Genomic DNA, 22,620 nt, shown 5'->3' on the forward strand with positions numbered 1-22,620 from the left:
CCCCCCGACAGATTTGCGGGTGCGGTTAACCCATTCATATTCACGAAAGTGATGCTTTCATGGATCGCTGCCAGCCTCTGCAAGTCCAGGCCTAGCTGCGCGATTTGTCAAAGCAGTTGTGAAATTGATAATATTCGTTGACTGCGATCTAATTGCCAGTTGCCTTTCTCCGCCAGACCCCTGTGAGAAGATCTTGAGGTGCTCAATGAATTTAGTTTTGACTGCTACTGCTAGATGTGGCGCACGTGCATTAACCGCTGCCCGCCCAGGATTGCCAAGAAGGTTGGCGAAGACGAGAACGATCCAGATTAAGTTTGGGTTGAGGAATGGTGATGAGTAGTTTTACTGGCAAGCGCGATCGCTGCTCCCTTTAGGGGTGCCAGCGCTAGTCTGGCATCGCGGACCTTTACGCCATAAAATTGCCCGACTTGGACGACTTACTCAACTCACCGACAAGTGATGATAGTAATGACAAACTCGATGATAAAGGATATCGAGCTCGAGTTGGATCGGTGGAACGAACCAGCGCTTCATCTTATGAGCGATGTAGCGGTTGATGTTGGAATCATCAACCCGAAAACAGCTCGGCTCACGGCTCCTACTGCGGCTAGGGTATTTTGGGGGAGCTTGTTGGCGACGCCGTTCCGGCTGCGATTCTGTCGCAATGGTTGGCAGTATGCTGTGGAGGGCGCGTTCTACGTTCCGAATGCAGCGGGGAGCGATCGCAGTGCCCCCCGCTGGCGGTTCGACCCGGACGATATCGTTCGCCTGCCCGCGGACAACGACTACAGGAAGTTTTTCGACACGTTCTTCGAGGCTTACCAACACTGGTCGCATCCTGTCCTAGCTCGCTTGCGGGAGCAAGCCAGTAAGGAGTTCTGCCTTTTTTACTTGAGCAACGAGGCAAGATGACCAATCCTAATGGTTCAGGCTCGAACAAGGATAAGTTCTTGTATCCTCGACACCGTTACTACGGTGAGGTTAAACCCGAATACATAGTTTTCAATGCAAATCTGCAAGAATTTGCCCAGCGCGTCAGCTACACCTGCAACCTCGAAACAGGCGGGAAAATTGCGCCTGAGGTGGCTTTCCGGCAGATCAAGTCTTGCTGGAACCAGCTCAAACGCTCCTACAAGGGGCTCGGTATTGAGGATGAGCCACCTAATGATGAAGACGGGAGCAAGGGGGCTTGATATCAAAACTCCTGCCAGCAGAGACTTCTAGCCTTTTGAGCCCGTCGAACTACCCTTAAAGGAGAAATCTAAGCTAGCGGTATTTGCCATCTAGCCTGGATTATTCACGAAGATTTTGCCGAAGCCTCAAACCATTGCTCTGACTAGACTCCAATCTACGTGTATAGAAACGCACTGTTATTGAGCAAAAAAAGTCTGCAATCCTTGCACGGCAAAAGGTTTAGGGTCTCTGCATAAGATTTCATGAATAATCCAGGCTAGGGGTCGATGAATGCCTAGCCGCGTGACATTAGCCACTGAGCGATTGTGAACGTTCGCTCGGTAAAGTCCTATTTCATCGCTGGCGTCACTCCCTTCTCCAGCGACGGATAGACTCGCACCCAATTCTGCACTGACCGTAACAACGTCACACTACCTTGCAGCCCTTATTCAAAGTCAGCTGGCGATCGTTGCAAAATACAAATTTTTTGTGAAGATATTTCCCTTTCTCCAGGCGCACGGCGTCGTATTTTCCGAGCAAAAAATCGACTTTCTTGAGTATTGCGGCAGGTTGTGCTCGATTTAGCTTCGATCGAGTTCTCAAGGTCAATTTTCGTGGGTGTGATGTCTTGCGGTTGATGTCTTGACAGAAGAGAGGTTGCCCGTCATTGCGAGAGGACTGGTAATTGAGTAGGGAGTGGATCGCAGTGTATACAATCGGTTGCATTCAGCGAGTTCTGCTTTTAGAGGACAATCCAGCAGAAACTCATATGCTAGCGGAGCTATTCAGCGACGTTAGAGACAATCCATTTGTACTCGTGCCGACCACGCGTCTGGCGCGAGGTTTGGCAAAGTTACAAGCGGTCCGTGATGTATCGGAGGGCGCGCAAGCATTTGCTGCAGTACTTCTAGACTTATATCTTCCTGATAGTGACGGTATCGAAACCTTATTGAAGGTGAAGGCAATTGCCCCCAACTTACCCGTGGTCGTGCTCGCAGCAGCACGCGATCGCAAACTAGCCGTGCAAATACTTCAGCAAGGTGCTCAGGATTTATTGGTCAAGAGCGGGCTCGAAGGAGAGCTGCTGGTGCGATCGCTGCAGCATGCAATTCACCGCCAGCAAGCCGAGGAACGGTTGCGCCAGCAGATCGAGCGCGAAAGACTGCTCGCCGGTATTGTCGAGCGCGTGCGTCAGTCTCTGGACATGCAAGATATTCTGCTCACGACAGCACGCGAGGTGCAGCAGTTCTTACAGGTAACTCAGGTAGTCATTGCCCCATGCGCACCCGATCCGGACGGCTGTCTAAAGTTCACTGCCAACAATCCTGCCAGCGATCGGGCCGGATCGTGGAGATGGCAGAGGTGCAGCTTCTGCGGAGAGTCTTTGCGAGCCGAACCGCATACGCAGTCGACCTTGCCGGTCTTCAGTCGTTCTACAGCGATCCTCACTGTTCCGATTTTGAATATTGCTTCGGCCGCCACCGAGCGTTTGTGGGGCACGATCGCCATCTACGACTGGCGTCACGCGCGCCAGTGGCTGCCCTGGGAAACCGAATTTCTCTCGCACCTAGCCGGTCAGTTAGAAGTTGCCATCCACCAGGCACAGCTCTACCGGCAACTCGCGCACGCAAATTCAGAACTGTTGCGACAGGCAACCCGCGATGGGTTGACCGGTAGGGCTAACCGTCGCTACTTCGATAGGCGGCTGGCTGAGGAGTGGCGGCGGCTGAGCCGGTTGAGACAGCCACTAGCTGCAATCATGGTCGATATTGACTGTTTTAAGAGCTTTAACGATACCTACGGACATCTAGCGGGCGATCTGTGCCTGCGAACCATTGCCGAGGTATTGGACCGGTCTGCCCGCCGCCCGGCCGATCTGGTTGCACGCTATGGAGGTGAAGAGTTCGTATTGTTGCTGCCTGAAACCGATATGACCGGGGCTCTTGCTGTGGCCGAGAACATCTGCCGGCAAGTCGCCGCTCTACGCTGGCCGCACATTAACTCGCCTGTACGTCCGTTCGTTACCCTCAGTTTGGGTGTAACTGCCAGCATTCCCCAGCTATCACAGTCGTCAGATTGGCTCGTGGCAACAGCGGATGTTGCTCTATATAATGCCAAGCGCCTCGGGCGAGATCGTGTCGGCCTTGTCGGTGTTGCGCGATCCGAGCTTCCTGTTGCTGACGAAACAGCGATTGGGTGTTACACCAAGTTTGAAGCAGGCATTTGTTTACACGATAGTATCCAGTAATGATGTCTTTCGGAAGGCTCCGGACAATTTCCAAGCAATAGAGTTTTGCAGCCCGATCGCTGAGATGTTTAACTGTCCGAGCAGCAGCCCAAACTTCTTCAAGACTTATTATGCGTTGAGCAGTGAAAACTTTATCTAGTGGCAAGATCTGTTAACAGGATCTGCAATGTGAGTCTGTGGGATTTAACGACGAGCTTTTTGCACGCGAGCGAGCCTTTGCAGGTTCGGTAAGCTTGTCTGCGCCTAGAGTCACGTGCGGGGTAGTTTGTTTGTATAAATTCAGCTTTACGTAGAAAGTCCGCCACCGACCGTCAGAACAACCACCAAACGTTCAACTGCTATAGCTGGAAAGAAAGAAAAAGATTCCAGCTTGCATTGCACCTACTATAAAGCCCAGTACGCCACCGAGGTTGACGATCGCTTGTAGTTCGTTTTTGACGATCGCGTTTACGGTGGTCTCGAGCTGCTCGGGGGGCGTGGCAATAACACGATCGACAATGACGCGATCGATCGCCAAAATCGGGATTGCTTGAGCAACAATGCGTTCGAGGTCTTGCTCGAGGTAGCGCTCTAGAATCGCCGCCAGCTCTGTGCTGACTGTTCCTAAAGACGCCTGCACCGCCTCAGACGACCGCAACCGCCGCACTAACAACAGCGCGATATTTTCCCAATCGACGGTTTCGCCCAATCCTTGTAGCACGTTTCCCCCGCGCTGTTGGACGTAACCGCGCACCGACTCGCGGCATGTCCGGCGCAGTTGGCGGACGGTGGACACCGGCAAGCTTTGTAGCGACAGGCTCTGGAACCAGTCGCGCAAGCGGTTGCGGACCTCCAATGTCAGGATGAGCTCCTCGATCCGCGCATTTGCCGTTTCGGGCTCGTCCAGACAAAACGCGCGCAAGCGCGCCAAACCATTTTGCAAACCGCTAAAAAAATTGGCAAATACCCACACCGTCCCGCTAGTTTTCTCGCGGAAGGTCGAATCGATTGTTTGAATGTTGCGCTCCGTCAGCAGCTCGACGAGCGCGCGGCGTAATGCGTCTGGTGGTAGCGCGACTTGCAAAATCCAATCAGCGAGCTGCCGAGCCTGCAGCTCGCTGAACTGGAACTCTAACAGGACGCGATCGAAAATCCGATCGATTTGAGTCTTAAGAAAATCATCGCGCCGCGCCAACACGCCGATCAAACGCGGCAGCGACCCCCCGGTCAGATCGCGCAACACCTGTGCGAGCAGCCGCGCAGTTTTAGTCTCGCGATCGCCTTCAAGCTGCTTGAGCGAGGACTGCAGCAACCACAGTATCGCCGCTTCCACTCGCTCCGGCTGCAGCAACCGTCGTGCCAGCTTTTGCAACTCCGAGGGGGTCAGCAGCGAGCCCATGATCGTGTCGGCCACTCGCTGCGCCAGGCGCTCTTGGTTGCGCGGAATTAAACCCGGCGTAAAGGGTAGACGCCGCTTGCCGATGAAGACCGGCGAGTAAGGATAAAACAGCATCTTGATTGCAATGCTGTTCGTGAAGTAGCCGATAACGGCTCCGGCCACTGGCGGCAACGCGAATTTCAGGATGACGGCAAGTTCCAAGGCCCGCTGCACGCAATGCAAACGTTATTGACGATCGCGCCATCACCAGCAGGATCTTCCCGGTGCCGCACCCGTCGCCCATTACCTATTCTAGGCAACGATATGGAGAACGCCCTTCAGAACACAGGGCGTGGCTGAATGAAGGTATGCGCAACTATCTACAAGTAGCGGTAAGCAGCAGCTAAAAGTGAAGGCGTGGCTTCCAAGGGATTTTGGCTAACACGATCGAAGTAAAATGTAGCACCTCTATATCGGTTGCTCATGACACCTTTTCCAGGCAGCTTCTCTTATTTCATTACTTGCCTTTTTATCCATGCCAAGAAACGTTGAGAACTAGGTTTTAGAAACGATCGGGGTTGCACAAAATGAGTTTGCCCACGCTGCGGCTCTATACATTTCATCCAAAATGGTTCCATCGCCAGCGACAAGAAAACACATCTTCGTACAGATTCTGGGCGGCAGTTTGCCGAAGCTCACAGCAAAATCCTTGGGGCACCTCTATAAAATCGCTCAAGACCGAAGATCGGCACTGCAGCCCGGGCACTTCAGTCGCCGGTATGCCAAAATCCGGCAATTTTTCGAGGTGCCGAATATTTAAGAGTGCACAAAGCAGCTCGTCGAAAATTTCCTTCTGGAACCAATATCCCTCCGTGGTATTGATAGCGCAAAGGATGGGTGCTTCGGCAGGCGAGGGATTAAGACAATCAATTTTATGCTCTCACTCCCAGCAGCATCAAGGTTTCACCCAAATTTAAGGGATAACTGACGAACGAGTGCGGTGAGTTTTGGTCTTTCGTCGATAGAAATACACAATCCTAATTTTGGCTGGCCATCGACTATAACACTCTAGAAATGGTAAAGTGCTGCGCCAGGGAGCGAACCAGGAAATTAGCGCACCAACTATGGAATTCTTTAGATCACCTCAAAATATTGGGAACGTCTGCGAGGAAAGAGCGTTGAGATCCGGTGGTCGAATGGGAGAAAAAGGCTTGGGGATTGGGAGCAACGCCAAGCCAAGCTGGCAAAACAGAAGCACTTGCTCGTGCCGCTCACGAGGTCTTCCCTGGGACAGCTTTCGCCCGACCCTCAACCAAATTCATGAGAAAGAACGAAAGAGCAACGCCGGACGCAAGCCGTGGGATGTGGTGCTGATGTTCAAGCTATTGATTCTGCAGCAGTTGTACAACAGCAGCGACGACGAACTCGAGCATCAAGTGACCGACCGGTTGTCGTTCGTGCGCTTCACGGGTCTGGGAATTGAGGACGCAGTCCCTGATGCTAAGACCGTGTGGCTGTTTCGAGAGCAGCTGAAAGAACGAGAACTGACGGAGGAATTATTCCCGCAGTTTGGCGTGTATCTCAGACAAGCCGGATATCAGGCGCGAGGCAGTCAAATGGTGGATGCGACGCTGGTGCCGGTGCCGAGTAGCACAACCGCCGTGAAGAGAACCAGGCAATCAAGCGGGGAGAGACACCGGAGGAGTGGCAGTAGCAGCCTAAGAAGCGAGCGCAGAAAGACTGCGAGGCACGATGGACCAAGAAGCACGGCAGCGTTACTCCGGCTACAAGTCCACGTGGGAGTAGACCGAGAGTACAAGCTGATTTGCACCTACACGGTGACAAATGCGAGCGGGCACGATTCGCAAGCTTTGGAGAGTTATGAGACGGAAGGAACGTGGGAGACGAGTTTTGGGGAGACAGCGCGTATCGCAGTGAGCAGCAGGAATAGGTATTGGCAGCGATGGGAATGAAGACCAGATTCAAGAGAAAGGGAAGCGAAATAGCCCGCTAACGAAGAAGCAGAAAGCGACGAATCGAGAGAAGTCAAAAGTGAGAGCGCTTGTGGAGCATGTATTTGGAGGGATGGTGAATGAGATGGGAGGGTAGTTGTTGAAAGCAGCCGTGCAGAGAAGAGCCGCAGTGTGGATTGGATTGAAGAACCTCGAATACAACATAAAAAGGTATGAATACTTGGTGAATCGACTGTAGGAAGTAAGGATAGGAGAAAAAAGAGGCGGGCTAGAGGGGAAGTTCATGCTCCCCATAGGCAGATCGAAAGATTGGTTTGTCGAACCAGAATTTCATGTCAAAGTGGTACCTGGGCACAAATTTATAGAGGTCCCCTTATTTAAATGAGATTTTGACCGAGGTAGCGATGGACGTAGGAATTGTTGGCTTGGGCTCGATCGGCGGCTCGCTCGGATTGGACCTCCGCGATCGCGGTTGCCGAGTTTTTGGCGTCTCGCGTCGTTCGTCGACCTGCGAAACTGCCCTGCATCTCGGCGCAGTCGATCGCGCTGGAACCGATTTGTCTCTCCTCGGGCAAACCGATGTAGTGTTCGTATGTACGCCAATTGACTCGATCGCCCCGACGGTCGAGCAACTCGTGCCGCATGTGTCCGAACATACCACGATCACCGATGTCGGCTCGGTGAAAGCTCCGGTCGTAGCAGCAGTTGCTCCTCTTTGGCCGAATTACGTGGGAGGTCACCCGATGGCCGGCACCGAGCATTTCGGGATCGACGCGGCACGGCGGGATCTCTTTGTCGGAGCACCCTACGTCTTGACCCCATCTGCAACAACGCTTCCCCATGCCATCCAATGCGTCGAGGCGTTGGCGCGATCGCTGGGATCCCACACGTATCGTTGCGCACCCGACGTCCACGATCGCGCTGTTGCTTGGATTTCGCACCTGCCGCTCTTTGTCAGCGCAGCAACGATTGCTACTTGCCTCGAGGAACCCGATACAGAGGTTCTGCGTTTGGCACGAGCATTTGCGAGCTCTGGGTTTCGCGATACAACGCGCGTGGGGGGTGGCAATCCCGAGCTGGGGGTCATGGTGGCGCGCCACAACCGCGATGCCCTTCTAGACGCGATCGCTCAGTACCGACGCGTGCTGGATCGACTGACTGACTCCATCGCGAACGAAGACTGGAACGCCCTTGCCAACCTGCTGCAAAGGACCCGCGACGAACGCCTGACTTTTCTGCGCGATCGGCCGGAGTGCAACGGCCGCGAGACCGACTCCGAAACCTAGTGCGCCCTGCCAGAGCGAGGTGCACAAACCTGGCTACAACCCGTGAGAATGCGAAACGATCGCCCTTGGGAGCGATCGTTTCGCAAGCATTCAGTTCGCGCGACGTCGCCTCTAGACCGAGAGAGTTTCGACGCCGCGGGGATGATTGAGTGGATTCCAGCGCGATCGCTGTTCCTCGATATGCATGTTCTCCTTGCCCTTTTTGAGGTGGCGCGGACTGCTTTCGAAGGACAGCGACGATGGCAGCGGGTCTGAGCCGTATGCATCCCGCACGAAGCCAGCGATCGCTTCGAAGGAGGGCGAGGCTGCATCTTCTGCAGATTCGCTGCGTGCTTCCAAGTAGCGGGCGAGAGTTGCGGAAAATAAACCCGTACCGTCATCGAAGAAGCGTTCGGTTGTCTCCCCGTAGTCTTCGTAGGAATGAAACGCTAAGTCGGTAGGGGCTCGATCCGCCACCCAAGAAGAATAGGACCAGTATTCGGCGAAAGTCTCGAACTGGAGTGCCGAGCGCATCATCAACAACAACCAACTGTCGTCGCTCTGGAAGTACTCTCCCAACCGCCGCTTATACGACCCTAGGTGCTCTTGCTTGAACCACATGTGGTGAGCAACAAACGTGCCGACCGGATCGGTTACCGGCTCGACCCCGAGCACCGTCCGAATCCAGTCGGTCCACTTGGCGACGATACGCGCGTTGCCCCAGCGGTTGTGTTGGAGTAGTGCGAAAGTATGAGCGATTGCTCCATCGCGCTCGCTCAACAGGGGCCAGGTCGCCACGGGCAGCAAGTCACTGTCCCATACGACATACCATTCGCTGAGATCCTCGATCCCGTCCGGCGCGCCCAACTTCAAGAGCTGTTGGTAGTACCAGCCGGGCGTGTACAGCGTCCCACTGCCCAAAGCCAGCTCGCCACAGATGGCTTCTTTGGTCAGACCGCTCGTCCGCACGAAGAAGGTTTCTTCCTCGTGAGTAAAGAGCGGAGCTACCTGCCAAGTACCTGCCCGCTCGGCTAGCGCCCGCGCCTCGGGAGCAGGCGCGATGACGTGAATCGCGCGGGGCGCGTAATGGGCGGTCAACCCCTCCAGAACGGCGCGCGTATTCCAGCGCAGCCGAAAGAGAGGGATCGCAATGTCAAAAGCGTCCGATTGTGTCATAACCCTAGAACAGTACCCCTTCGTACTCGTGCTCGCGCGGCACGGTCTCCACGGGAGGCTGGAATACGGTCGACGGATCTTCCAGGCCGACATCGCTGCAGTGAGGCTCGATGCCCAGACCCAGACGTGGGAATTCGGCGCAAATCTCGCGATAGTTCGCGATCGACCGCCCGAGTTCCTCGCGCGTCAGGGAGTTGAGATAGCCACACTTGCCGATCTCGCCTTTAGGTAGGGGAGCAACTAAGTTGCCACCGCGCTTCTGGACGATCTTCTCCTGTGCCGCCCAGAGGCAGTCCTCATCGAGCAGGATATCGTGCCAGATGCTCAAACCGAAGGAGCTGATGAGTCGCAAGATGCGGTGGAACGCTTCGCGATCGATCCAGTTGCTCCGATAGCTCAGATAAGCGCCGAAGCCCATTCCCAAAGCGACGGCATGCCCGTGGAGCAGCCCGGCTGCAATCTCGAAGCCTGGCGACCACGTATGACCGTAGGCATGGGGGCGACACTGGTGTGTCTCGTAGAGGTTGTCGTACTCGGCTTCGACGTAGCTTTGCATAGCCGCGCCGAGGATTTTGCGCGAGAGAACGGCAATTTCGTCGTCCTGGGCACAGTCGATGGTCCCGAAGCGGGTAGCGATGAGCCGCGGACCGGCTTGCTCCAGGTAGCCGAACAGAGTGGCATTCTTTACTGTAGCCATCTTGACGATCTCCGCGATGCCATGACGCAGCCAACCTTCGTGGAGGGTTTTGAAGAACGCGCGATCGGTGATCGACAAGATGGGAGCGTGGTAAGCCCCGAAGAGATTCTTGTACCCAAAGCCATCACAACAGGTGCGCGGCGACGGACCGGCATCGATCCCAGCCACGATCGACGTGGACAGCATTACGTAGGGGGTACTGCGGTGGTACAACGCACAAGCCAAACCGCCCGTGTCGGTTAACACGCCGCCACCAACGATCAGGACGGGCTCGTTGCGCGACACGCCCAAGCGCTTGAAATCTCCCAGCATGCGCTCGACGGTGTTGATGCCCTTGTCAACTTCCATGGCCCGGTACACCAACTTCTCCAGCGGAATACCATGATGCTTGAAGTAGTTCTCGAGCTGCTCGCCAAAGTAGCAATCTACATTTCTGTCAACCAAACAGATGCAGCGACCGAGGGGAGCGTACACATCTCTGAGCGCGAGTTGCTCGGGATCGAGAGAGTTGTCGAGCACGTAAATCGAAGTAAACGTGCGCGAACTCATCACTGCTTCAATGCGGTGTCCTTCAACGGAGCTCACTACGTGCCCGCTGCATTCGCGATAGCTCGACGTGGGGTATACCGCATGTGGATTCGTCTCTACGAGTTCGGAAGCAAATGCTTGGTAGAACTCTCCTTCCTGGCTTCGAATGAGACGTGCTAACAGCTTCTCCGAACCGAACTCGGATTGCAGGACGCGGCTTGTAAATGAAGTCCAATCGGTTCCGGCTGCAAGGTCAAATGGGGCGACGAGTTTGGCAAGTAGACTAAAGAAATTAGCCAACGAGAGGTTGAGGCAGCTTCGCAGCCTGCGGCAAGACGAGAGAGCTTCGATCGCTCCTGCTGCTGCAAATTCGCGGCCGAGTTCTTCGGAAAATGCGTCGCTGTTGATAAGCGAAACTAACAAGCTCTTGAACTGAGCGCTACAACACGTCACCTCAAGAGCGCGGTCCAAGTCTCGATCGCTTAGACGATCGCTTGCGAACGTTTCGATAAAGGCTCGAATCGCCGACGTAGTCTCCTTCATTGGTAGTCCCGGAAAAAACGACTTGCGACATCAACTGAAACACAAACCTCTCGCCCAGACCAAGACCAGAGAGTAAATTCCAGAATTTAACGAGAGGATATCTGCCTCAGCGGATGCAGTTAATCAAGGCTTGGGAATGCCCTACAACTTGACTGGTAAAATCCCAGGGCTTTAGGGCCCCAACAGCCTATACGATTGAAGGCATATTGTGCAAGCACGCAAAGGATTAGCTTTATTCGCCACGGTTCTGACAAGCTTCTCGACGCAATCGCGCACTTGCGCTGCTCTTCTCGAAACAGAATTAATTCAGCAACAATACTGCTGCCAATCCCTCCAAAGAGGTATTTACGAACGGATACGCGATGCATGTATCAATGGTCAAATGTAGAACTAACACGATCGCGACAAAGAGTTTGGTATACGAGCGCACATCATTCGAGCTTGACGCTGCGAGCTGTAGTGCTAACTACTGGTCGTAGATGATGCATACTACCTTCGCGATCGAGCAACCACTTTATCGATGCTGTTGTCCCCAACCCGAACAACTTGGCATTCCTAACCAATGCTTCCAAGGGGACGATCCCGCCATCCACTAAAGGCTCGGCCGATGCGATTCGGCGAGGCTACAAGTAGCACCCACACTCCGATATGTTGGATTCTTCGGGCAAAGATACTGTATAGCCGCGTGATAGCGAGAATAACAGGCAGCTAACGGTTACTATCCCTAGAAAAGAATGTTCGCCGCACGCCTGGCATAAATCCCAATCAAATCACTGTTGCCCTCACACCCGAGCTTAAGTGTTTCATGGTTGTTCATTTTGCAATCTATTTTCGGATATATTCGATGAGTTAGCTGTATCAAACCCCACAAAAAATAGTCTTTAGTAATATTCATGTACTGAAATGCCAGTCGCTACTAGTATTTACTTGAAATTTCTCGGGGTTTGCAGAGTGCTATGACGGCGATACGAACACCATGTTCTTATTATCAACAGCCAATAGAAAGCTGTATATAACCGAACCACTGTAGGGCTCTTCGATTTATTCGAAAAAGTCCAAAAATCGGCACGACAGTACAGGCATTTCAACCGACCGTACGCTAAAATAATGCAAATTTTGAAGTTGCCCTGTAGAAGTTTTGAAGGCAGATATTGGAACGAGAAAAATGCCTAACCCCGGTTGGAAGATGACTGCGGAACTAAAGGCACTGACTCAAGTCGTAACCCTTGTTGCAAGAGGGGTTGAGGACATGATAACTTTTCTCCCTCAACCTTAGTTCAACTGCAGTCCAATGGTGGGAAACGACTCAAGACGTTGCCCATCTGTATTGAAGAAGTCAGTAAGGAGTTCTGCTCAAGCACCTAAATCCTTGCCTGGATTAGTTCTTGCAGATTCGAACCTCCTAAAGTCGGTGCCATTCGAATCTAGCACCTCTCTCCCAAGCGGTTTTGGCGCGACGGAATGCCATCAGTATGAGCGCGAGTTAGGGTAGGACCATGTCTTTGAGGTCTTTTGAGTACGGTGGTCGAAGACACGACAACGGCGTGTCCGTAACTTGGGAACGTACACGTGATGCTCGAACTTCCTATACCCATCTACCAGACGTGTTCAAGAGCAGAACAGCTAATTCTAGTGGAGTTTTAGGGGTTTCCATGTGGGTATGCAGAAGTCGGAGTTGCATCTAGGAAGTGAGCGTGTATGACTCAGGTCCTTGCTGCTCTAGGGAGTGAAGTTGCAAGTAGCTCCAATCTGCTGATGATGCAGGGTGTTTGCATCTGACTGACTCACCCAAAACGGGCAAGCGTCTATGCAGCGATCGCGCCGACCTACTTGGAATGCATCCCTCTACGAATCCCAACATGCTTATGTAGGGAATACGGAACAGATATCCTGGCATGGCAGGCACCGCAGGCAGAGGAGCGCATTCTCGATCTCGGTGCGGGACCGGGCAGTTAACGGCTGCGATCGCGGCGGCGGGAGCGACTGTCCTCGGGCTAGATAATTCACCGGACCTGATTGCCCGGGCGCGTGCCAATTATCCCGAGCTAGAGTTTGCGATCGCGGACGGAACTCGTTTCACCACAAATTCACCGTTCGATGCAGTGTTTTACAACGCGGCTTTGCACTGGATGCAGCCGCCGGATGCCGTTATCGATCGCGTGTGGCGCGCCCTCATACCCGGCGGGCGTTTTGTTGTGGAGTTCGGCGGGCGCGGTAATTTAGACTCCATTGTTGAGGCGATTGCAAGCATCGCCGCCGAGCGCGGGTTGTCCTGGACAAATCCCTGGTATTTCCCTAGCGTCGGCGAGTACGCAAGTTTGCTCGAAGCACGTGGCTTTGAGGTCGAGCTGGCAATGCTGTTCGAGCGCCCCACGACGCTCGCCGACGGGGAGGCGGGATTGCGTCACTGGTTACAGATGTTCGGTGGTGCGATCGCGACAGATGAGACTGCAGATGCGATCGCAGAACGATTGCGAACGCAGCTCTGGCGCAAGGGTGCCTGGATTGCCGATTACCGGCGGTTGCGCGTGGTGGCGCGGCGCGAACAATAGACAGATGGCAGCTCGAGGGGGCAAGGCAAGACTTGGTGAGCTCTGGAGCGGCAGAGAGTCTGCCCCCGCCGCTCCAGAGCTCGGATCGGTTAAGTTGCGCGCTCTAGCAAACCGCTGTGACGCAGCAGCGGAGCAGTTTGCGGCTCGCGACCTCGGAACTCGCGGAACACGGCCATTGGATGTTCGGAGCCGCCCATGCCCAAGACGGTGTCGCGGAAGCGACGACCCGTTGTCGCGATCGCCTCTTCGTCGTCCATGCCAGCTTCCTCAAAGGCGGCAAAAGCATCGGCGCTGAGGACTTCTGCCCATTTGTAGCTGTAGTAGCCCGCTGCGTACCCGCCAGCAAAGATATGCCCGAAAGAATTGAGGAAGGCATCCTCGGGAATTGGCGGCAGAACGGTGGCTTTCTGGGCAATACGGTTGCTAACGTCGTCGGGCGTTTCGCCACTATCGGGACGGTAGCGGTAGTGTAGCTCGAGGTCGGTGAAGCTGAAGTAGAGCTGGCGCAACATCGCCGAGCCGCTCATGTAATTGCGCGCGGCGAGGAGTTTTTGATAGTACGCTTCCGGCAGCGGTTCTCCCGTCTCGTAGTGCTGCGCCATCGAGAACAGCGTCTGCCAGTCGTAGCACCAGTTTTCCATGAACTGACTCGGCAGCTCGACAGCATCCCATTCGACATTGTTGATGCCCGCCGCACCCGGATAGTCGACGCGCGTCAGCATGTGCTGCAGTCCGTGCCCGAATTCGTGGAACAGGGTCTCCACGTCCTCAAAGGTCATCAAACTCGGCCGGCCGTCCACGGGCGGTGTTTGGTTGCAAATCAAGTACGCGACCGGCAAGCGCGTTGCGGTGGCGAGTTTGGCGCGATTGATGCACTCGTCCATCCAGGCCCCGCCGCGCTTTTCGGCCGGGCGGCTATAGGGATCGAGGTAGAAATACGCAATCGCCGCGCCGCGCTCGTCGCTGACCCGGAAGTAGCGTACGTCGGGGTGCCACACTGGGGCTTCGCCGTCAGCGGCAGCGATCGTCACGCCAAACAGTCGCCGCGCCAATCCGAACAATCCCGCAAGCACTTGCGGCAGCGGGAAATACGGTCGCAAGGCCTCCGCTTCAAACGCAAACTTTACTTCGCGCTGGCGCTCGGCCCAAAAACGCGTATCCCACTGCTGCAAGTTTGCGGCTTCCAGTGCGCCTTGCTCGGCAGCGAATGCCTTCAGCTCGGCAAACTCGCGATGGGCGGCGTCATAGCTGGCCTGTCGCAGTTCTTCGAGCAAATCCTCCACGGCATCCGGACTAGGTGCCATTTTTCGCGCGAGGCTGAGTTCGGCGAAGGTATCGAAGCCCAGCAGGTTGGCTTTCTCTTGACGCAGCGCCAAGGTGCGGCGGACGATCGGCGTGTTGTCCAAATCGCCGCTCGCCGCGCGGGTAATGAAGGCTTTGTACAGGCGCTCGCGCAGGTTGCGGCGGCGGCTGTGCTTCATGAACGGTACGAAACTCGGATAGTCCAACGTCACGACCCACGGACCGTCCTCGGGCGTAGCATCCTCATCGCCTTTTTCGCGGGCAGTTTGGGCGGTTAGGGCGAGCGCGCTTGCCGGCAATCCGGCAACGTCGTCGCGATCGGTCAACCGCAGCTTGAAGGACTTGGTCGCATCGAGAACGTGGTTGGAAAATGACGTTGCTAGCTCCGCGAGTTCGAGTTGGATGGCATTGAAGCGATCGCGGGCCGCGCCGTCCAACCCGACCCCGGACAGTTCGGCGCTGCGAATGGCTGCTTCGACGATGCGCTGTTGGGCGCGATCGAGCTCGTCCCAATGTGCCTCGCGCAGGACAACAAATGCGTCGTACAGCGGCCGGCTTTGGGAGAAGCGGTTGGCAAACTTCACGACCTCCGGCTGAACGGTTTCATAGGCCTCGCGCAGCTCCGGACTGTTCTTGACACCCATCAGATGTCCGACGATACCCCAACCCCAGCTCAGGCGCTCCTCAATCCCCGTCAGCGGGACGACTAGACCGCCCCAAGTAGGCGTGGCACTCGCTTCGAGAGATTCGAGCTCGGCGAACAGCTCGCTCAGCAGCTCGCGGATGGCTGGTACGACATGAGCGGGCTCGATGCGTTCGAAAGGCGGCAGTCCTTGCCCGATCGACAGGGGATTATCGACTGTTGCGGCAGAAGTCATACTCGTTATGGCTTTGCGTTGTGTTTCTTTACCCTAACGCGATCGCGCGGCAACTGGTGCCAGAACGGTCGCTAGGCACTGCATTTCAATGTATCTGGGAGCGGTTCGATGTTGCCTGAATGCACTGCTGCGATTGCCGCGCTCACCGGGCAGCAACGGTAAGATGTTAAGCACTGTTACGCGCGTCGCTGCCATGACCCACAAAGTCGATCTGTCCGACGCCCTGCCAGCGAGCAACGCCAACGGTCGCCGCGCGCCCGTCCCTGCCGTCAATCGCGCTATTATTCGCGTTACCGGCGCGCGCCAGAACAACCTCAAGAACGTCAGCTTGGAGCTGCCGCGCGATCGCCTCGTGGTGCTGACGGGCGTGTCGGGGTCGGGGAAGTCGTCGTTGGCGTTCGATACGATTTTTGCCGAAGGACAGCGACGCTACGTCGAGTCGCTCAGCTCCTACGCCCGACAGTTTCTCGGTCAGGTCGACAAGCCCGATGTAGACGCGATCGAGGGGTTGAGTCCGGCCATCTCCATCGACCAGAAGTCCACATCGCACAACCCGCGCTCCACGGTCGGCACGGTCACTGAAATCTACGACTACCTAAGGCTGTTATTCGGCCGTGCCGGCGAGCCCCACTGTCCGCACTGCGATCGCAACATCGCCCCGCAAACCATCGACCAGATGTGCGATCGGGTGTTGGAGCTGCCCGATCGCGAGCGCTTCCAGATCCTCGCGCCGGTGGTCCGCGGCAAGAAAGGGACCCATGCCAAGTTTCTCTCGGGGCTGGCAGCAGAAGGTTTCGCGCGGGTGCGCATCGATGGCGAGGTGCGCGAGCTAAGCGACAATATCGAGCTGAACAAAAATCACCGCCACGACATCGAGATCGTGGTCGACCGCCTGGTGATGAAGCCGGGCATCGAGGAGAGACTGGCGGACTCGCTATCTACCTGCCTGCGACGGGCCGACGGCATCGCGGTCGTGGCGACGTTGCCGCGGGAGGAGGGCGAGTTACCGCGCGAGCTGATTTTCTCAGAGAACTTTGCCTGCCCCGAACACGGTGCGGTAATGGAGGAGCTGTCGCCGCGGCTGTTTTCGTTTAACTCGCCCTACGGTGCCTGCCCGCACTGCCACGGCTTGGGCAGTCTGCGCACCTTTTCCCCCGAGCTGATCGTGCCCGACCCAACCCAGCCGGTGTACGCCGCGATCGCGCCGTGGTCCGATAAAGACAACAGCTATTACCTGTCGCTGCTCTACAGCATCGGGCAAGCTTACGGCTTTGAAATCCAGACCCCGTGGAACCAGCTCACTCCCGACCAACAAAATGTCGTGCTTTACGGCAGCGAAGAGCCGATCTTCTTTTTTGCCGACGCGCGCGGAAAAAACACCAAAGGACACCACAAATCCTACGCGGGTGTGCTGGCTTTGTTGGAGCGAACGCTCGACACTGCCCCCGAACATTACAAGCACAAGCTCGAGCAGTATCTCGTATTCCAAAGCTGCGAAGTCTGCGACGGCCGGCGCCTCAAACCCGAATCGCTGGCCGTGCGTTTGGGCCAATACCGCATTACCGATTTGACGAGCGTGGATGTGGGCGAATGCCTCTATCGCATCGAGACCCTGCAGCTGTCGAAACGCCAGGCGCAAATTGGCGAACTCGCACTCAAAGAAATTCGCGCGCGCTTGCAGTTCTTGCTGGACGTCGGATTGGATTACCTCACGCTGGATCGCCCGGCCATGACGCTCTCCGGCGGCGAGGCCCAGCGCATTCGCTTGGCTACGCAAATTGGAGCGGGCTTGACCGGCGTCCTGTACGTTCTGGACGAACCGAGCATCGGCTTGCACCAACGGGATAACGGTCGCCTGCTGCACACACTCCGCAAGCTGCGGGACCTCGGGAATACCTTGATCGTGGTCGAGCACGACGAAGAAACCATTCGCACGGCCGACCACATCGTCGATATCGGTCCGGGGGCAGGCGTGCGCGGGGGCGAAATCGTCGCGCAAGGGGATGTCGATGCGATCGCCAGCGAACCCCGCTCGCTGACGGGCGACTACCTGTCCGGGCGGCGGGTGATTCTGACCCCGGCAGAACGCCGCCGGGGGAACGGGCGTTCGTTGGAGATCCTCGGCGCGCATCGCAACAACCTCCAGCACGTTGACGTAGAAATTCCCCTCGGCAAGTTCGTCTGCGTGACGGGCGTGTCCGGATCGGGCAAATCGACGCTGGTCAACGAGTTGCTGTATCCTGCCCTGCAACATCACCTCGGCCGCAAAATTCCCTCGCCCAAAGAGCTGAGGGGCGTTAAGGGACTCAAAGCGATCGACAAGGCGATCGTGATCGATCAATCGCCGATCGGTCGCACGCCGCGCTCGAATCCCGCCACCTACACGGGTATCTTCGACCCCATTCGCACGGTATTTTCCGGCACCGTGGAAGCTAAGGCCCGCGGTTATCAACCCGGACGGTTTTCATTTAATGTCAAAGGCGGCCGGTGCGAAGCCTGTAGCGGTCAAGGCGTAAACGTCATCGAGATGAATTTCTTGCCAGACGTCTACGTTCAGTGTGATGTCTGTAAGGGCGCGCGGTATAGTCGCGAAACGCTGCAGGTGAAATACAAAGGGTATTCCATCTCCGACGTGCTCAACATGACGGTCGAGGAAGCCTTGGAGGTATTCCAAAACATTCCGAAAGCCGCCGCGCGCCTGCAGACTCTGGCCGACGTCGGGTTGGGTTATATCCGCTTGGGGCAGCCGGCCCCGACGCTCTCCGGCGGCGAAGCTCAGCGCGTCAAGCTCGCCACCGAACTCTCGCGCCGTGCCACGGGCAAAACCCTGTACCTCATCGACGAACCGACAACGGGCTTGTCCTTCTACGACGTTCACAAACTGCTCGACGTGCTGCAGCGCTTAGTCGACAAAGGTAATTCCGTGCTCGTCATCGAACACAACCTCGATATCATCCGTTGTGCCGATTGGCTGATCGACCTCGGTCCCGAAGGCGGTAACAGAGGTGGGGAAATCATCGCCACCGGTACGCCAGAAGCCGTCGCTGACGAACCGCGATCGCACACCGGTCATTTCCTCCAGCGCGTCTTGGCAGCATTTCCCCGCGCGCCGCTAGCGAATGATAGAGCGCAATAACAGAGCGCAATAATTGCGCTCTTTTTGCTCTAGATGCTGGTGGTTGCCATTAGAGGAGCAGGGTATAGGCGGGAGCGGGCAAGCTAACGACGATCGCCCGCGATCGCTTGGCATCAGAGTCTGCTAACCAGGCTCGTTGCTCCCGTTCCCTTCGCTGACGGAGCCGAGTTGCTGGCGGACGTCGTCGATTGCAAGATTGAGCTGGGAGATTTTTTGCTCCAAACTGAGGCGCGCGCCTTCTCCCGCTAAATCCTGCTCGGCAGCATCGCGATCGTTTGGCAGGGCGCTGTTTTCCCCATCGGTTGTTTTCGCTCGCGTTACCAAGATCGCGCCGAGGGCACCGCCGACCAGTCCACCGACGAACGCGCCTAGGAAAAACCCGCTTCCAAAGCCATCGCCCTGGCTCATATCTAACTCCTCGCGTACAGCATCCTTCCAGAGTTCTCTCCAGCGTAGTTGGTGACGGGGCGAGTTGGCGTATTGCGTGCAGGACCGATCGCGGTCGTAGGAACCCGCTACTTGCAAGAGCAGTCGCCGAGCTTAAAGCTTGGATTTATTAGTGCCGGTTCGACCCATTGCTCGAGCGCAATCCTCGGTTTTGACGGGGCGGTCGCGCACTTCTGGGTTCGTGCTATATTGGCGCTACTCGCGCGGTTTTGCTGGGGAACAGCCAGCAAACGTAAGGGGGAAAGTTGGGTGCGAATCCGACACTGTCCCGCAGCTGTGATGGGCGGCGCGCGCGTCGCTCTAAGTCAGAATGCCCGCCGCAATCCGAGTCGAGTTTGTTGTTGCGTCTGCGAGGTACAGATGACATTCGAGCTAGGGTTTTCAAGCGCCTTGTCGCGCGATCGCGTCCTCCTCTGCTAGTCGTTCGGACGCGGCATAGGTTTTGTAGCAATTCTTCATGAAAGGCACCGATCTCCAGTCGGTGGTCGTTCTTCTGTTTGCGAGGTCCCGTGCGATCGCAACGTGCTTCTCGCGGGACCTCGCAACGTAGTGCCCGCGACCGATCGCGGCTCAACACATTTTTGACTGCTTTTTCTGCAAATGACTCAACATACCTTATTCGTCTGCACCACCTGCGCGAGTACCTGGGAAAACGGCAAGCGCGTGGGCATTAGCGGCGGCGAGCGGCTGCTGGCACAACTCGCACAGCAACATGCCGAATGGGAGCTGCGCGAGCAATTTACGCTGCAACCCGTCTCGTGTATGAGTGCTTGCGATCGCCCCTGTGCGGTGGCATTTGCCGCTCCCGGCAAGCATACGTTCGTGTTCGGCAAGCTATCTGCCGACGAGGCAACGCTGCCCGAGAAAGCAGCGGCTGTCTTGAACTGTGCGGAACTGTACTTCGAGAAGCCCGATGGCCTGTTGGCCTGGGCCGAGCGTCCCAAGCCCATGCGGACCGTCGTCTCGCGCGTCCCCCCGCTGTCGGCCGCCCGCTCCGCATAGAACGCGACTCGATACGAGTCAGCGTGCTGCCGCGCCGGGTTGCGGGCGCGCTCCTCCATCCCATCTGTTGAGTGGTTCGTTTGCCCGATAGATGCGATCGCTCGACCCCGGCAGCTGCTGTCGGGGGCAGTAGCTTGGGTGAGCTAGCGTTGAAGCAGAATGCTGCAGTGCTGTGTCACCTCGGAACGGCAATCGGCGGCGCAGCAGACCGACATTCCTCGCCACTAAACTAAACAGTCTGGGATGACGAACGATGCGCACGACTCGCTCCACCGCTCGCTCTCTTGCCCGCTCCATCCTGCTTACGCTCGGATTGGTCGGAACGCTCGGTGTGGATTCGGGCGCGCTCGCGGTCCAACTGGCTGACGGCACGGTGTCATTTGATGCGGCTCCGCGCTTGACGAATGCAACGGCTACCCTTGACGGCGTCTGGCAGCGCGGCTCCAAATACTTCTTTACGCTGGAGTTGCCAGCCGATGCTGGCGAGCCGCTCCAGTCGATCGCGATCGAGCAGCGCACCCGCGTCGACGATATCAACTACCGCCTCGACAGAACGGAGGCATTTACGGGAACGCATCGCGATCCGGGCGTATCAGTGCCCCTTGCGTCGGTGCGGTTGGATGAGGAAACCCAGACGATCGCGATCGACTTTGCCGAGCCCGTACCGCCCGGAACGACGCTGACCGTCCGGTTGCGTCCGGTCCGCAATCCGCGCGTTGCCGGTAATTACGTTTTTGCCGTCATGGCATTTCCCCGCGGCGAGAAGCCGCGGGGGCTGCACCTCGGGGTCCGTCAACTGCAGTTCTTCGATAACGGCACGTTCATCAACTAAGCACGCGCGTTTGCTCCGGCAGACGACCCTGGCTCGGGCAAACGCGGGCTGACATCGGCGAGTTTCGGCGCGATCGCACCCAACCCCAGCCGCGCAGTTGACTCCCCACACTCACAGCTCTTACTACGTACACAACATCACCTGGGCTATGGCTGCTAAAATCCCGGTTACGATCGTTACTGGCTTCCTCGGAGCGGGTAAAACCACGCTCGTCAGACACCTGCTGCAACACAACGGCGGTCGCCGCATTGCCGTACTAGTCAATGAGTTCGGGGAGGTCGGCATCGATGGCGAGCTGCTACGCGCCTGCAACGTTTGCGATGACGGAGCGACCGGAAACGCGGCTGTTGATGATGCCAACAACGCTACAACCAATATCGTCGAACTGTCGAACGGCTGCTTGTGCTGCACCGTACAAGAGGAATTCCTGCCGACGATGCAGGAATTGCTGGAACGCCGCGATCGCGTCGATTGCATTCTGATCGAAACCTCGGGACTGGCGCTACCGAAACCGCTCGTCCAGGCATTTCGCTGGCCGGAAATTCGCACGGGCGCAACGGTCGATGGCGTCGTGGCGGCGGTGGATGGCGAGGCGATCGCGGCTGGGGCAGCGGTTAGCGACCTGGCTGCTCTGGATGCCCAGCGTCTTGCCGACCCGAGCTTGGAGCATGAAACTCCGCTGGAGGAACTCTTTGAGGACCAGCTGAACTGTGCGGACTTGGTGCTGGTAACGAAGAGCGATCGCCTCGACCCGGCACAACTAGCGGCAGTTAAGGCCCAGCTGCAAAAGCGGGTGCGCCCGGGTGTCAAGATTGCAACCTGTGCGGGCGGACGCATCGATCCTGAGATTTTGCTCGGGTTTAATGCTGCCGTGGAAGACGACCTCGACGCACGCCCCAGCCACCACGACACCGAGGACGATCACGATCACGACGACGACATTGCTGCCGCTTATCTGGCGAGCGATCTGGCTTTCGAGCCGCAGGAGTTGGTCCGGCGGCTGCGACAACTCGTGCGCGAGCGCGAAGTCTATCGCATCAAGGGCTTCGTCCGCGTGCCGAATAAGGCGATGCGCTTGGTAGTGCAGGGCGTCGGCGATCGCTTCGAGACGTTCTACGATCGTCCGTGGCGTTCGGAGGAAACACGGCAAACGCAACTGGTCGCGATCGGTCGCGAGCTAAAGCAGTCGCATCTAGAAGCAGCCCTAGCGGCATCGATAGAGCGTGCCGAATTGCCGAATAGCTAAGAGGTTATTTGAAAAGTCGGGTTGCGCGAAATCGGGCACATGCCTCGCGACGAGGGAATAGGACTTTGGGGGCTTCTCTACGGATTCCTCGGGTACTTTGATACCCGACTAGACCCTTTTCAAACAGCCTCTAAAGTTACCTGAAGTATCGGAACGTTGGATGCAGGCTCTACCGAACCTCAAGCATGAGTTGTTGGCTGCAATGCAAACAAGATGTCTGCTCGCTTTGCGGGCGCAACCGTGCTTCACGCCCTCAGCCTGCATC

15 protein-coding genes and 1 riboswitch are annotated in these 22,620 nt (G+C 56.6%); of the genes, 10 read left to right on the forward strand and 5 right to left on the reverse strand.

Annotation, left to right across the window (positions count from 1 at the left end; genetic code table 11):
• Window positions 1-537: 537 nt before the first annotated feature.
• From KR51_RS07465 to KR51_RS07475, 3 genes are all read left to right on the forward strand, one after another.
• Window positions 538-912, forward strand: a complete 375-nt coding sequence (locus tag KR51_RS07465; RefSeq protein WP_156915015.1) for a hypothetical protein — start codon at window positions 538-540, stop codon at window positions 910-912.
• The gene (locus KR51_RS07470) at window positions 909-1,193 is read left to right on the forward strand and encodes a DUF7219 family protein (protein WP_022606413.1); all 285 of its coding nucleotides are present in this window, start codon (window positions 909-911) and stop codon (window positions 1,191-1,193) included. Before KR51_RS07465 ends, KR51_RS07470 begins: the two co-directional genes overlap by 4 nt.
• A gap of 686 nt (window positions 1,194-1,879) precedes the next feature.
• Complete coding sequence (locus KR51_RS07475) at window positions 1,880-3,421, forward strand: GGDEF domain-containing response regulator (RefSeq protein ID WP_071783242.1); 1,542 nt, start codon at window positions 1,880-1,882, stop codon at window positions 3,419-3,421.
• Window positions 3,422-3,752: 331 nt separating this feature from the next.
• Here KR51_RS07475 and KR51_RS07480 read toward each other — a convergent pair whose 3' ends face one another.
• A complete protein-coding gene (locus tag KR51_RS07480; protein WP_408638093.1) occupies window positions 3,753-5,021 on the reverse strand; it encodes a DUF445 domain-containing protein in 1,269 nt (422 codons plus the stop codon).
• 953 nt (window positions 5,022-5,974) lie between these two features.
• Here KR51_RS07480 and KR51_RS21225 point away from each other — a divergent pair.
• The gene (locus KR51_RS21225) at window positions 5,975-6,751 is read left to right on the forward strand and encodes an IS5 family transposase (protein WP_408638095.1); all 777 of its coding nucleotides are present in this window, start codon (window positions 5,975-5,977) and stop codon (window positions 6,749-6,751) included.
• Window positions 6,752-7,155: 404 nt separating this feature from the next.
• Window positions 7,156-8,037: a prephenate/arogenate dehydrogenase gene (locus KR51_RS07490; protein ID WP_022606418.1), complete on the forward strand. Its 882-nt coding sequence runs from the start codon at window positions 7,156-7,158 to the stop codon at window positions 8,035-8,037.
• Window positions 8,038-8,148: 111 nt separating this feature from the next.
• Here the strand turns inward: KR51_RS07490 and KR51_RS07495 are convergent, their stop codons facing one another.
• Together KR51_RS07495 and KR51_RS07500 are read right to left on the reverse strand one after the other, a co-directional pair.
• Window positions 8,149-9,192: a DUF6492 family protein gene (locus tag KR51_RS07495; protein WP_022606419.1), complete on the reverse strand. Its 1,044-nt coding sequence runs from the start codon at window positions 9,190-9,192 to the stop codon at window positions 8,149-8,151.
• A 4-nt stretch (window positions 9,193-9,196) separates the two neighbouring features.
• Entirely contained in the window at window positions 9,197-10,960 is a 1,764-nt protein-coding gene (locus KR51_RS07500) for a sedoheptulose 7-phosphate cyclase (protein WP_022606420.1), read from the reverse strand.
• Window positions 10,961-12,855: 1,895 nt separating this feature from the next.
• Between KR51_RS07500 and KR51_RS07505 the strand changes: the two genes are divergently transcribed.
• A complete protein-coding gene (locus KR51_RS07505) occupies window positions 12,856-13,512 on the forward strand; it encodes a class I SAM-dependent methyltransferase (protein ID WP_022606421.1) in 657 nt (218 codons plus the stop codon).
• An 89-nt stretch (window positions 13,513-13,601) separates the two neighbouring features.
• Here the strand turns inward: KR51_RS07505 and KR51_RS07510 are convergent, their stop codons facing one another.
• Entirely contained in the window at window positions 13,602-15,692 is a 2,091-nt protein-coding gene (locus tag KR51_RS07510; protein ID WP_022606422.1) for a M3 family metallopeptidase, read from the reverse strand.
• A 163-nt stretch (window positions 15,693-15,855) separates the two neighbouring features.
• Between KR51_RS07510 and uvrA the strand changes: the two genes are divergently transcribed.
• Window positions 15,856-18,828, forward strand: coding sequence for an excinuclease ABC subunit UvrA (gene uvrA / locus KR51_RS07515; RefSeq protein ID WP_232214556.1), 2,973 nt, complete (start codon window positions 15,856-15,858; stop codon window positions 18,826-18,828).
• Window positions 18,829-18,951: 123 nt separating this feature from the next.
• Here the strand turns inward: uvrA and KR51_RS07520 are convergent, their stop codons facing one another.
• Window positions 18,952-19,236: a hypothetical protein gene (locus KR51_RS07520; protein WP_022606424.1), complete on the reverse strand. Its 285-nt coding sequence runs from the start codon at window positions 19,234-19,236 to the stop codon at window positions 18,952-18,954.
• A gap of 229 nt (window positions 19,237-19,465) precedes the next feature.
• A riboswitch (cobalamin riboswitch) is annotated at window positions 19,466-19,611 on the forward strand.
• A 264-nt stretch (window positions 19,612-19,875) separates the two neighbouring features.
• Between KR51_RS07520 and KR51_RS07530 the strand changes: the two genes are divergently transcribed.
• The 3 genes from KR51_RS07530 (at window position 19,876) to cobW (ending at window position 22,355) form a co-directional block, all read left to right on the forward strand.
• The gene (locus KR51_RS07530) at window positions 19,876-20,277 is read left to right on the forward strand and encodes a DUF1636 domain-containing protein (protein WP_022606425.1); all 402 of its coding nucleotides are present in this window, start codon (window positions 19,876-19,878) and stop codon (window positions 20,275-20,277) included.
• 253 nt (window positions 20,278-20,530) lie between these two features.
• Window positions 20,531-21,109 carry a DUF2808 domain-containing protein gene (locus tag KR51_RS07535; RefSeq protein WP_022606426.1) on the forward strand — a complete coding sequence of 193 codons (579 nt, stop codon included), beginning with the start codon at window positions 20,531-20,533 and terminating at the stop codon, window positions 21,107-21,109.
• A 148-nt stretch (window positions 21,110-21,257) separates the two neighbouring features.
• Window positions 21,258-22,355 (forward strand): cobalamin biosynthesis protein CobW, encoded by a 1,098-nt coding sequence (gene cobW, locus KR51_RS07540; RefSeq protein ID WP_022606428.1) that lies wholly within the window; start codon window positions 21,258-21,260, stop codon window positions 22,353-22,355.
• The last annotated feature ends 265 nt before the right edge of the window (window positions 22,356-22,620 follow it).

This window comes from Rubidibacter lacunae KORDI 51-2, assembly GCF_000473895.1.
GTDB lineage: Bacteria > Cyanobacteriota > Cyanobacteriia > Cyanobacteriales > Rubidibacteraceae > Rubidibacter > Rubidibacter lacunae.